The sequence below is a fragment of the Candidatus Accumulibacter aalborgensis genome (genome assembly GCF_900089955.1).
Lineage (GTDB): Bacteria > Pseudomonadota > Gammaproteobacteria > Burkholderiales > Rhodocyclaceae > Accumulibacter > Accumulibacter aalborgensis.
The window spans coordinates 1-12,661 of the sequence record NZ_FLQX01000167.1; the positions used below are offsets into that span (position 1 = coordinate 1).

A 12,661-nucleotide genomic window follows, 5' to 3' on the forward strand; every position below is an offset into this window, starting at 1 on the left:
GCGGCCAAAGCAGGCGTTACCGGCAAACGGGCCCGATTCGACTGGGTCATGCGTCAGGGCTGCCACACTTGGCCAAACATGGACGGCAACAAGTGCAGTGCGCCGACCCCGGAAACGGCGATCAATGGCCCCGCATCGGCCACTACGACGCGCTGTTCAGCCATGCTTCACCGACCGCCATTTCGTCCACCGCTTCTTTGGGTGACCCCCCGTAGAGCGGGATATTCATCGCCGACAGCAGCGCCAGCATTTCCACCAGAGGCTTTCCGGCCACCTTCGCAGCCACCCCTGCGGAAATGTCGCCCGTGCGAAACAACGATACTGCGAAAGCGGTGCGAACATGCGGCAGGTCGGCGATGCCGAGTTGTTCCATGCCGACCAGCACGGCGTCAGGCCGGTCCCGATTCATCACCACGACCAGATCGTTTTTGGCCTCACGCAGGGCAACCGAGGGATTGGATTTCAGTTGGCGTACATTGACTGCATGCATGACTTGTTCTCCTTTTATGTAGGAACATGGCGTGGATCATACTGTTTTGTACGCTCAAAGTCGCTCGTGCAGACCACGGTGTTGCGAATGCCGGTTGCAGACTTGACGGTGCGATCCTCGTCCATGCCATCGCCGACGGCGGCGAAAAGACACGGTCGCGCGGCGCCGCGCACGCCAGCCGCGCCGCTTCGTCTGGGCGTGATTCGGGACAAGGAGACGCGTGCGCGTTGCAAGCCTGGCTGGAGCTGATGACTCGTGGTTCAGCGACCGCTCCATTGCGGCCTCTGTTTGTCGAGAAAGGCGGCGGTGCCGATGCGAAAATCATCGCTGGCGGCGACGAGGCCGAAGTAGTCGGCGCCGAGCTGGGCCGATTCTTCAAGCGAGAGGTTGAGCCCGCGGTGCATCGCCTCCCAGGTCAGCCGCACGGCCATCGGCGATTGCGCGAGGATATCGGCGACGAAGGACTGCGCTTCTTCGAGCAGGCGGTCGGCGTCGGTGACGCTATTCACGAGGCCGATGTGCAGTGCTTCGCCGGCATCGACAGCACGCCCGCGCAGCAGCATTTCGGCCGCCCGGCCGCGACCGACCAGACGCGGCAGCCGGGTAGTGCCGCCGAAGCCGGCGACGGCGCCGATCTTCACTTCGGGATGGCCGAGCGAGGCGCCGCGAACGGCGATGCGCAGCAGGCACGATTCGGCCAGTTCGAGCCCGCCGCCGAGCGCCGCGCCGTTGATCGCTGCGATCACCGGCTTGCCCAGCGTCTCGATGCGCCGATTGACCTCGACGGCGAGGCTGGCGAACTCGCGCACGGCGAGCGGTGACGCAGCGCTGAGGTGGCGAATGTCGGCCCCGGCGCAGAAGGCACGCGTGCCGCTGCCGGTGATGATGACGGCACGCACGGTGTCGTCGCTGCGCAGCGTTTCGAGCAGCGCCGCAAGCCGCTGCAAGACGGCGAGGTTGAGCGCGTTGAGCGCCTCGGGGCGGTTGAGCGTCAGCACGGCAACGCCGGCGCGCTGCTCGTAAAGGACGATGGTTGAATCCGACATGGCGGTTCTCCTGGTGGGTTGGCGAGCACCCAGCATAGGGAAACGGCGGCTGCCGACGATGAAACTGCTGCATGCTGCCGATGAAACTGTTTCACCTTTGGCACTGCGTCTGGCGCTCACCCTGGCGCCTCCTCAAACGTCAAGCGGTCCGCAAGCACCTCAGCCGCTGCTGCGCAGCCAGTCGACCAGGGCTGCGACTTCCGGCCGCGGCGCTTCGCCGGCAGCTGTGACGATATAGTAGGCGCGTTCCGATTCCTGTTCGACGTCGAACAGGCGGACCAGCGTGCCGGCGGCGAGCTGGCGCTCGACCAGCGCGCTGAGCACGAGGGCGATCCCCTGCGCGTATTCGGCAGCGTCTATGAGCAGTGCGACTTCACTGAACGAGGGGCCGCTTCTCGGTTCCGGCCAGTCGAGGCCGGCGGCGGTGAACCATGGCTTCCACTTGGCGACTGCCTGCCGCAGCAGGGTCGCCCGCGCCAGGTCGGCCGGCGTCTTGAGCCACGGGTGGGCGTTGCGATAAGCCGGGCTGCAGACCGGAAAAATTCGCACGCGGAGCAACTCGATCGCATCGAGGCCTGGCCAGTCGCCACGGCCGAAACGCAGGCCGACATCGACCTCGCCGGAACGGAAGTCGAGGAATCTTGAGGTGACGTTGATTTCGAGGTTGATCTCGGGATGCCGGCGCTGAAAACCACCGAGGCGCTGCACCAGCCAATTCGACGCCAGCGCCGGCGGCAGGCTCAGGCGGATGACCTGTGCCTGCGCGCCGCCGAGGACGACGAGACCGCTGCGCAGGGAATCGAGCCCGCTGCGCACGTGCGCCAGAAACTCGCTGCCCTGCGCCGTCAGCGAGACGGAATGGCCGACGCGGACGAAGAGCCGCACGCCGAGCAGCCATTCGAGCTGGGCGATGCGGTGGCTGACCGCGCTCTGCGTGATCGACAGCGCATCGGCGGCCTTCGAGAAACCGCCGTGGCGCGCCACCGCCTCGAAAGCCTCGAGACCGTTGAGCGGCGGCAGGCGGACGAGCGGCAAGGGTGAGCGCATCGCGATCGGAGCCTTCGTCGCCTTCAGTGGTCTGTCCCGATCTTCCCGCTCGAAGCGTCAGCCATCGGCGTCCGGCGATTTTGCCACTGCTCTGACCACCGAGCGCAACTCCAGCCACCACTGCTCCTTCGGCCGCCGGTAGGTCCAGTCGACCATTTCCGACATCCGGCTCAGCGGGAAGAACGTCACCTTGCCCTCGACGAGGCCGATGAAAGCGCCCTCCGCCGAACCGCTTTCCAGTTGCGCACTCAGGAAGTTGATGCAGTGAGCGGCCAGCCGGGTGGCCAGAATGCGGTCGTACGGCGACGGGTTGCCGCCCTGCTGGAAATGGCCCAGAACGGCGCGGCGCACGTCGAACAGGCCACGCCCTTCCTCCTCGAAAAGCGCGCACATGAAGTCGGTGGTGTACTGCGGGTTGGCACGCTCGTTGCGAATGGTCAGATTGAGTCGTCGGCCGCTGCGGAAAGCTGCGGCCATCTGCTCGACGTCGGCCTGCAGATCTTTCAGCGTGACGCCTTCCTCGTGCAGATAGACGCGCTCGGCGCCACCAGCGAGACCGCTCATCAGCGCCAGATAGCCACAGTAGCGCCCCATCGTTTCAACGACGAAACAGCGGTTCGCCGCCATTGCCGACTGCTTGATGCGATCGAGCGCGTCCGCGATCGCGTTGAGCGCGGTGTCGGCGCCGATACTCAGTTCCGAACCGGGCAGATTGTTGTCGATCGTTGCCGGCAGGCAGATCAGCGGGATTTTGAAGGCAGCATAGCGGTCGCGCTCGCTGTACAGTTGGTGGGCTGCCCTGTACGCCATCCAGCCGCCGATGATCAGCAGCCCGTCGATGCGGTGTGTTTCGATCGCGCGGGCGACCGCGTAAAGTTGCTCGACGGTGGGGATCTGGCGATTGGTTCCCAGCTCACAGCCACCGAGCCCGGTCCAGCCTTCGACGTCGCCCCAGGTGAGTTCCTCGATCCGGCCGGCGAGCAATCCTTCGAAACCGCCACGTACGCCGAGCAGCACATGGCCGCGATCGCGACCAAAGCGGACTGCGGCGCGAACGGCAGAATTCATCCCCGGCGCGAGTCCGCCGGCGTGAACGATCGCCAGCCGGCGAGGGTGAACTGGTGCGGTGACGCTTGGTGACGCCTCGGCCATCGCCTTGAAGACATCGAACATCTCGGTGAAACTGCCACCGCGCAACTCCATCGCCCCGGCGTAATTCTGCTCGGCAATCATCCGGGCCACGGCGCGGGTTTGCTCGACGGACTGCATCAAGGGCACGCACCGAACGCGGTTGTAACGGATAGCGATCATTTGCGGTTCGCTTTCGGGGGTCGCCGAAAGCACTTCGTCGACGGCGGCATAGCCGAGCAAGGTGCTCATCCAGCGGTCGAAGCTGCTCGGCGTTCCGCCTCGCTGCACGTGACCGAGAATCGTCACGCGAGCATCTTCACCAAGTCGCTCCTCCAGCACCTGGCGCACATAATCGCAACTGATCGGCTTGCCGGCGCGGTCCTGCGCACCCTCGGCGACGACGACGATGCTGTCGCGCCGGCCGGCGGCGCGACCGCTGCGCAAGCGGCCGCACATCTGGTCTTCCCAGCCCTCGGGCGGCGGATTCTCGGGAATCAGCACGTAGTCGGTGCCGCCGGCGATGGCGCTCATCAACGCCAGATAGCCACAGTGTCGGCCCATGACCTCAACGACGAAACTGCGCTGATGACTGGCGGCGGTGCTGGCGATGGCGTCGATCGCCTCGATGATCCGGTGCAGGGCGGAATCGGCGCCTATCGTCATGTCGGTGCCGACCATATCGTTGTCGATCGATCCGACCAGACCGGCGATCATCAAAGCCGGATGCTGCCGCGCTGTCGGCTCGTCTATCTCGCCGTTGTGCACCAGTTCCGCCACCAGCCCGGGCCATTCCCGGCGGAAGGTGTCGGCGCCGGTCAGGCTGCCGTCACCACCAATGATGACCAGCCGGTCGATGCCGTTCAGGAGTAGATTATGGGCGGCGCGCAGGCGACCGGCGCGTTCGCGGAAGGCGGCGCAACGGGCCGTGCCGATGATCGTTCCGCCGCGATGCAGAATGCTGCCGACATCATCCCAGGACTGTTCCCGGATGCGGTCGCCGCCGTCCACCATGCCCTGATAACCTTCGTAGATCGCGTAAACGGCAGCTCCCTGGTGCAGCGCGGTGCGCACGACGGCACGCACCGCCGCATTCATTCCCTGGGCGTCGCCGCCGCTGGTGAGAACGCCGATGCTCTTGGGGGGACTCTTGTTGTTCATGCCGGAATTTCCCTGTGGTTGAGAAGGAATGGCACGATGGTAACATTGCTCCCTGAAGCGGATGAAGGGGGTCGTCCAACGGCCGCCGGTGAGCATCGGCCGAGCTGATCGACATCGCTCTCCGGCCCCTGCCAGTCCGCCAGCAGCCGATGCTGGCCGCTTGTTTACGTTAGACTTGCGGCGGTCCCGAAATCACCCCAAGCCAAACTGAACTCCCGCGCCCGCTTCCTTGATGCCACCTCCCCTGCTTTCGAGTTACCCGCAGCAGACCGACCGCTTCGACGAGATGCTCGCCGAGGATGGCAGCGTTCGCCCCTCCTGGCAGCCGTTCCTCAGCTACCTCGATGCGGCAACGCCCGAGCAGATGCGCCACCGGATCGATTATGTCCGCCGGCGCATCCTGGAGAATGGCGTGACCTACAACGTCTATGCCGATCCGAAAGGCGCCGACCGGCCCTGGGAAGTCGACCCGCTACCCTTGATCCTGTCGCCGACCGAGTGGCAGGAACTGGCCAGCGCGGTCAGCCAGCGAGCCCGCCTGCTCAACGCCGTACTCGGTGATCTCTACGGTCCGCAGGAGTTGCTCAAGGACGGCACCCTGCCGCCGGCGCTGATCTACGGTCACAACAATTTCCTCTGGCCATGCCGAGGGATCAGGCCACCGGGCGACACCTACCTTCATCTCTACGCCGCCGACCTCGCACGGTCACCGGACGGCCGCTGGTGGGTGATCGCCGACCGCACGCAAGCGCCCTCCGGCGCCGGTTATGCGCTTGAAAACCGGACCATCGTTGGCCGCGTTTTCCCTGAGCAGTTCCGCGATCTGCACGTCCAGCATCTGGCCTGGTTCTTCCGTGAAGTGCAGGACAGCCTGGCCTACTGGGCACCACGCACAGGCGAGGCACCGCTGATCGTGCTGCTGACCCCCGGGCCGTACAACGAAACCTACTTCGAACACGCCTACCTGGCACGCTATCTCGGTTTTCCGCTGGTCGAGGGACAGGACCTGACGGTCCGCAGTGAATGCGTCTACCTGCGTACGCTCAGCGGCTTGCGACGCGTGCATGCGATCCTGCGCCGACTCGACGATGACTACTGCGACCCGCTCGAATTGCGCGGCGATTCGGCGCTCGGCGTTCCCGGCCTCCTGCAGGCCGTGCGCGCCGGCAATGTCCTGGTCGCCAACGCCCTCGGCAGCGGTCTGCTGGAATCCCCTGCGCTGCCGGGATTCCTCCCCGGCGCCTGCGAAAAGCTGCTCGGCGAGCCGCTGGCGATGCCTTCGGTGGCGACCTGGTGGTGTGGCGAGCAGGCCGCGCTCGAGTTCACCATCGAGCATCTCGATGAACTGGTGATCAAGGCCTCCTACCCCTCGCAGCGTTTCGACCCGCTCTTCGGCAATGAGCTGACCGGCAGCAAGCGCAAAGAAATGATCGCCCGTCTGCGCGCCAGACCACAGGCCTATGTCGCACAGGAACTGGTCAATTTTTCGCAGGCACCCGCCTGGAGTACGACCGATCAGCGGCGCCTGCTGCCGCGCGGCGTTGGCCTGCGCGTCTTCGTCGCCGCCACGCCCAGCGGTCACGTCGTCCTGCCGGGAGGCCTGACGCGCGTCGCTACCGTCTCCAACGCGCGCATCATCTCGATGCAACGCGGTGGCTCGAGCAAGGACACCTGGGTGCTCACCGAACAGGCGGTGAACACCTTCAGCCTGCTCAAACACTCGGTCGGCAAAGCCGACCTCGTTCGCGGCGGCCGCAACCTGTCGTCGCGGGTGGTCGAAAACCTGTTCTGGTTCGGCCGCTATGCCGAACGCTGCGACAAGACCTCGCGTCTGTTGCGCGTCGCGCTCACGCGTCTCGTCGATGCCGGCGCCGACACGCTGCCGGGGCTGATTTCGGCGCTCGATCTGTGCCGCGTGCTGCGCCTGCTGCCGGCGACCGAGCCGACAACGAACGGCACCGGCAAGGCGCGGGCCCCGTCGCCGCCGCCGCTATCTCACGAGACGCAGTTGCTCAGCGCGATCTGCGCCAAGGAATGGAGCGATGGTCTCGCCGGCGACATCCGCCGCCTGCTCTGGGTGGCCACACAGGTGCGCGAGCGCTTCTCGCTCGACAACTGGCATGCGATCAATCGTCTGCAACACCAATTGCAGCGCTACAGCGAGGCAGTCACCAGTGCTGCCGCGCCGGATCCCGGCGAAGCGCTGGCCTTTCTCGATCAGGTCCTGCTCGCCTCGTCGTCGCTGGCCGGTTTTGCCATGGACAACATGACCCGCGACGACGGCTGGCGCTTTCTGATCATCGGCAGGCGGATCGAAAGACTCGTCTTCCTGGCCAACGCTGTCGGCCAGTTCCTGCGCCTCGCCTCGACGCGCGCGCCAGGCAGTCTGGAGTGGTTGCTCGAACTGACCGACAGCATCATCACCTACCGTTCGCGCTACATGACCCAACCGCAGGTCCTGCCGACGCTCGACCTGATCGTTCTTGACGAGGGCAACCCGCACTCGGTAGCCTTTCAGGTGCAGATCCTGGTCCGTTACCTTGACAACCAGGCCCGCCTGCTCGGTGGCCCGCGTGACCAGGCGCTGCGCTCGGCGCTGGCCCGCCTGCAAGCATTCGACCTCGGACGCTTCGAGGGACAGAGCTTCAGCGAATGCCGCACCTGTGATCCCTGCCTCGACCTGGCGGCGCTGCTTGGCGAAATTGCGCTCGCCGGCGCTTCGCTCTCGGACCGTCTGGCGATGCGCTATTTCAGCCATGTCAGCGACGTCAGCCACTATACCCTGGCCTCGTGATCGCCGTGAACCTGCCCGCTGCCCGCTATCACGTCCTGCACGAGACGGTTTACACCTACGAGGCGCCGGTGTCGCTGTCGCGCCAACTGCTCCATCTGACGCCACGCGAATGCTCCTGGCAGCGTTGCCTGGCACACCAGATCACCGTTGATCCCGAGGTCACCGTCACGCGCGAGCGTCTTGATGGCTTCGGCAATCCAGTCAGGGAACTGGCGCTCGAGTTTCCGCACGACAGACTCAGCGTCCGCGCCGAGAGCACGATCGAAGTGCTGCCGCACTTGCCGGCCGGCGCACTGGCCGCGCTGGCGACCGGTCGGCCGGCACACGCCGGAGGTGCCACCCAGTCACCCTCTACGGTCGAGTCGCCGGGCTACCTGCGCGCCTCACCGCCCTGGGAGAGCGTCCGTGATGCGCTGGCCTATGGCTCGCGTCCGGTCGTGCTCGACGCCACTTGCTTCCAGTTCGAATCACCTTATGTACGCGTGAAGCGTGAATTCGCCGCTTACGCCAACCCGTGCTTCACCGCCAGACGACCCGTCCTCGATGCTGTCCAGGCGCTGATGAACCGTATCTACGACGAGTTCGACTTCGACCCCGAAGCGACCACGGTCGCCACCCCTGTGATCGATGTCCTGGCCCAAAAACGCGGCGTCTGTCAGGACTTCGCGCATCTGATGCTCTCCTGCCTGCGCTCGCAGGGTCTTGCCGCGCGATACGTCAGCGGCTATCTGCTCACCCAGCCGCCACCCGGGCAACCGAGAATGATTGGCGCCGACGCCTCGCACGCCTGGGTGTCGGTCTATTGCCCCGAACTCGAAGGGGGTCGCTGGGTTGACTTCGATCCGACCAACAACCTGCTGCCGGATACCCAGCACATCACGCTGGCCTGGGGCCGCGACTTCTCCGATGTCTCACCACTGCGTGGAATCATTCTCGGCGGTGATGCCCACGAATTGGATGTCGCTGTCACGGTGACGCCAATTGGCGAAGCCGACGGAGAAAATGCTCCTCACCGGCCGTGAAACACAGTCTGTAGTCAAGCGCAGTTTCGACCTGTTGGTCGCCTGCCTGGCGGCGCTCGTGTTGTTGGTCCCGGTGGCTGTCGTCGCGTTACTGGTCAAGCTGACCTCGCGCGGACCGGTGCTCTACTGGTCTGATCGCATCGGTCGCCACAACCGGATTTTCCGGATGCCGAAGTTCCGCAGCATGCGCGTCGGTACTCCGGCGGTGGCCACGCATCTGCTCACTGATCCGCAGTCTCATCTGACGCCCATTGGTTCGTTCCTGCGTCAATCGAGCCTCGACGAACTGCCCCAGTTATGGAGCATCCTGGTCGGCGACATGAGTTTCGTCGGACCACGCCCGGCGCTCTACAACCAGGATGACCTGATCGGCCAGCGTACCGAATATGGGGTTCACCAACTCGTCCCGGGACTGACCGGTTGGGCACAGGTCAATGGCCGTGATGAACTGCCGATTGCCGAGAAGGTTCGGCTGGATGTAGAGTACCTCCAGCGGCAGTCGTTCCGGCTGGACCTCCGCATCCTGTGGCTGACTCTGGTCAAGGTTCTGCGCAGTGAAGGGGTGGCGCACTGAAGGCCGGGATCTTCCCCATACGGCAAGCGATCGTCGGCCGCTGCATGGCCCACAGAAAGAGGATGACCGATGCCAAATGGCAAGAACCGCCCCTGCGCGCCGAGCACAGGCTACAGCCACGCGGCAAAGACCGTGGTCCAGGAAACCACGCTGCGCGTGAAGGAAATGCACGACGCCATTGCCGGCCAGTCTTTCGGCATCCTGCAGCGAATCCCGCTGATCTCCGGCCCGGCACAGATCGTGCGCGGCGCTCACGACATCATCGCAGCGGGCGTCTACGCAGCCATTCACCACACCAGCGGCGGCTTGCTCGCCGCCGCAGCGATCGTCGAGAAGCACGGCACCGGCTTTGTCCCCAGCCAACCGCCCGGCCGTCTCTCCAGCGGACTGCGCAGCGCACTCAACGGCGCTTTTGGTGACCATCTCGCCGCAAGCCACAACCGGCTGGCGATCCACATGGCGATTCATGCGCATGGCGCAGCGATCGCGCTTGACGCCGATTCGCTGCGCAGCGCTTTCCCCGCGGCGGGCAAACGACTCTGCGTCTTCGTCCATGGACTGAGTTGTGACGAGCATGGCTGGAATCCCGGCGACGACGGCGCAGCTTCCGAAACCGATTTCGGCCGCCAATTGAGCGCTGATTTCGCTTGCACCCCCGTCTACCTGCGCTACAACAGCGGCCTGCCGATTGCCGACAATGGTGCCCGACTGGCCGCGCTGCTTGAGCAACTGATGGCTGCCTGGCCGCAGTCGGCCAGCGAGATGGTCATCATCGGTCACAGCATGGGCGGCCTGATCGCGCTGGCGGCGTGTGAACAGGCAGCGGCAGCAGCGATGCAATGGCCGCACTCGACGCGAATGGTGATCTGCCTCGGCTCGCCGCATCTCGGCTCACCGGTCGAACGACTCGGCCACCTGACGACCTCGGCGCTGAACCTGTCGAAGATCACCGCGCCGCTCGCCAGGATTGCCGGCGCGCGCAGCCAGGGAATCAAGGATCTCCGCGCTGGTCCTGGAGCAGCGCGCAGTCATCCCACCCACGACCATATCGCTTTCCGCTTTCTGGGCGCCAGCCTGGCCGAAAACGTCGACAAGCCCGGTAGCGAGTTCGCTGGGGACTTCTTCGGCAAACTCTTTGGCGAATGCGTTGGCGACGGCCTGGTGATGCTGGACAGCGCCACGACGCATGCCATCGACGGCGACGTGCAGAGCGCCAGGATCGGCAAGCTGAACCACATGGGCCTGCTGACCGACGTGCGCGTCTATCAGCAGATCAGCGAATGGGTCGCCGTACTCGACCACCGCACAGCGTCGCACACCGGCTGAGCCAGCACGATCTTCGCGCCCGAGCCGCGCACGGCAAGCAAGCCATGCCAGGCGTGTCCGGGCGGCATGTTAAACTCCGGGGTCAGGATTTTCGGCCCGCCGCAGCATGCCAACCGCACTCAAACCGCCCGCCTCCTCGCTGCGCATCTACTTCCGGCTGCTCGGCTATCTGCGCCCCCTGATTGGCCTGTTCGCGGTCAGCCTGCTGGGCTATGTGATCTTCGCCTCGTCGCAGCCCATGATGGCCTGGATTCTGAAGGTCTTCGTAGACGGACTGAACGCTCCCGGCGGCGTGTCGCCACGCGCGATTCCCCTCGTCGGCCGGCTGGAACTGATCTACGCCGTGCCGCTGCTGCTAGTCGTGGTTGTCACCTGGCAGGGGATCGGCTCCTTTCTCGGCAACTACTACCTGGCGCGGGTCTCGCTGGGCTTGATCAACGATCTGCGGCGCGCGCTCTTCGACAGCCTGCTGCGCCTGCCGAATGTCTATTTCGACGAGCACAACTCCGGGCACCTGATCTCGCGCATCACCTACGACGTGACGATGGTCACCGGCGCCGCCACCGAGGCGATCAAGGTCGTCATCCGCGAGGGAATGACCGTCGTCTTCCTGTTCGGCTATCTGCTCTGGATGAACTGGAAGCTGACGCTGGTCATGGTCGCGATCCTGCCGATCATCGCCGTCATGGTGCGCAGCGCCAGCCGGAAGTTTCGCCGGCAGAGCCGGAAGATACAGGCGACGATGGGCGACCTGACGCATGTTGCTTCGGAAACCATCCAGGGCTACCGGGTGGTGCGCAGTTTTGGCGGTGAGGATTACGAATCGGTGCGCTTTCGGGCAGCGTGCGACGACAACACGGCCAGGCAGTTGCGCATGGTCAAGACCGCCGCCAGTTATACACCCGCGCTCCAGTTCGTCACTTTCAGCGCCATGGCGGTCCTCCTGGTCCTGGTGTTGCTGCTGCGCGGTGACGCCTCGGCCGGCGACCTGGTGGCTTATCTCACCGCCGCCGGCATGTTGCCCAAGCCGATTCGCCAGCTTTCCGAGGTCAGCGCGACGATTCAGAAAGGATTGGCCGGCGCCGAGAGCATTTTTGCCCAGTTGGACGAACCGCAGGAGACCGATGCTGGCACCGTCGAAAGGGATCGCGTCGCCGGCTTGCTGGAGGTCAAAAAACTGTCCTTCGCCTATCCCGGTCACTCCCCGCGCGTCCTCAACGAAGTCAGTTTCTCGGCCAAACCGGGACAGATGGTCGCGCTGGTCGGGCGCTCGGGAAGCGGCAAGTCGACGCTGGCAAATCTGATCCCCCGCTTCTACCACCATGCTTCCGGCCAGATCCTGATCGACGGTGTCGACGTCGAAAATTACACGCTGCGCAACCTGCGCCGGCACATCGCGCTGGTCACCCAGCAGGTGGTCCTGTTCAACGACACGGTGGCCAGCAACATTGCCTACGGCGACCTCGCCACGACGCCGCGGGTGGCGATCGAAGAAGCCGCCGAGGCCGCCTGTGCGCGCGAATTCATCGACCTCCTGCCCAAGGGCTTCGACACGCTGGTCGGTGAAAACGGCGCGCTGCTGTCGGGCGGGCAGCGTCAGCGGCTGGCGATCGCCAGGGCGCTGCTCAAGGACGCGCCGATCCTGATTCTCGACGAGGCGACGTCGGCGCTCGACAGCGAGTCGGAACGTCACATCCAGATCGCCCTCGACCGGGTGATGGCCGGGCGGACGACACTGGTCATCGCCCACCGCCTGTCAACGATCGAAAAGGCCGACCTGATCCTGGTCATGGATCAGGGCAGCATCGTCGAACGCGGCACCCACGCCGAGTTGCTGGCGATCAACGGCCACTATGCGCGTCTGCACGCAATGCAGTTCAGCGAGCAGGGCGACGGGCCGGCCACCAACGCGACGATCTAGGAGGCTGCCGGGCTTTCAACGTGTAACTTCTCAAAAACTCCGGGCATGAGCGTTCGCTGAATCTGGGATGCTTGCTTGCAGGTGGTGCGGGACACAGCGCGCGAAGCGTGGTTCAATCTGCAGGCATGAGCACCGAGACCCCTCAGAAACTT

Annotated in this window: 9 protein-coding genes; 5 read left to right on the top strand and 4 right to left on the bottom strand. The window is 65.0% G+C overall.

Features of this window, described 5'->3' with window-relative positions; all coding sequences use genetic code 11:
• Nucleotides 1-142: 142 nt before the first annotated feature.
• The 4 genes from ACCAA_RS20905 to ACCAA_RS20920 all read right to left on the bottom strand — a co-directional run bounded on the left by ACCAA_RS20905 (nucleotide 143) and on the right by ACCAA_RS20920 (nucleotide 4,872).
• On the bottom strand, nucleotides 143-490 hold the full coding sequence (locus tag ACCAA_RS20905) for a UPF0175 family protein (RefSeq protein WP_186409180.1): 348 nt from the start codon (nucleotides 488-490) through the stop codon (nucleotides 143-145).
• Between the two features lie 260 nt (nucleotides 491-750).
• A complete protein-coding gene (locus ACCAA_RS20910) occupies nucleotides 751-1,536 on the bottom strand; it encodes an enoyl-CoA hydratase/isomerase family protein (protein WP_186409181.1) in 786 nt (261 codons plus the stop codon).
• A 159-nt stretch (nucleotides 1,537-1,695) separates the two neighbouring features.
• Nucleotides 1,696-2,583 carry a transcriptional regulator GcvA gene (gcvA, locus tag ACCAA_RS20915; protein ID WP_186409182.1) on the bottom strand — a complete coding sequence of 296 codons (888 nt, stop codon included), beginning with the start codon at nucleotides 2,581-2,583 and terminating at the stop codon, nucleotides 1,696-1,698.
• A gap of 57 nt (nucleotides 2,584-2,640) precedes the next feature.
• A complete protein-coding gene (locus tag ACCAA_RS20920; protein ID WP_186409183.1) occupies nucleotides 2,641-4,872 on the bottom strand; it encodes a 6-phosphofructokinase in 2,232 nt (743 codons plus the stop codon).
• 232 nt (nucleotides 4,873-5,104) lie between these two features.
• Between ACCAA_RS20920 and ACCAA_RS20925 the strand changes: the two genes are divergently transcribed.
• The 5 genes from ACCAA_RS20925 (at nucleotide 5,105) to msbA (ending at nucleotide 12,509) form a co-directional block, all read left to right on the top strand.
• A complete protein-coding gene (locus ACCAA_RS20925) occupies nucleotides 5,105-7,666 on the top strand; it encodes a circularly permuted type 2 ATP-grasp protein (RefSeq protein WP_186409184.1) in 2,562 nt (853 codons plus the stop codon).
• Nucleotides 7,667-7,677: 11 nt separating this feature from the next.
• Nucleotides 7,678-8,688 carry a transglutaminase family protein gene (locus ACCAA_RS20930; RefSeq protein ID WP_186409188.1) on the top strand — a complete coding sequence of 337 codons (1,011 nt, stop codon included), beginning with the start codon at nucleotides 7,678-7,680 and terminating at the stop codon, nucleotides 8,686-8,688.
• A complete protein-coding gene (locus tag ACCAA_RS20935) occupies nucleotides 8,669-9,262 on the top strand; it encodes a sugar transferase (RefSeq protein ID WP_186409185.1) in 594 nt (197 codons plus the stop codon). The genes ACCAA_RS20930 and ACCAA_RS20935 overlap by 20 nt, the downstream gene beginning before the upstream one ends.
• Before the next feature lie 69 nt (nucleotides 9,263-9,331).
• On the top strand, nucleotides 9,332-10,588 hold the full coding sequence (locus ACCAA_RS20940; protein WP_186409186.1) for an esterase/lipase family protein: 1,257 nt from the start codon (nucleotides 9,332-9,334) through the stop codon (nucleotides 10,586-10,588).
• Between the two features lie 106 nt (nucleotides 10,589-10,694).
• Nucleotides 10,695-12,509, top strand: coding sequence for a lipid A export permease/ATP-binding protein MsbA (gene msbA / locus ACCAA_RS20945; RefSeq protein WP_186409187.1), 1,815 nt, complete (start codon nucleotides 10,695-10,697; stop codon nucleotides 12,507-12,509).
• The last annotated feature ends 152 nt before the right edge of the window (nucleotides 12,510-12,661 follow it).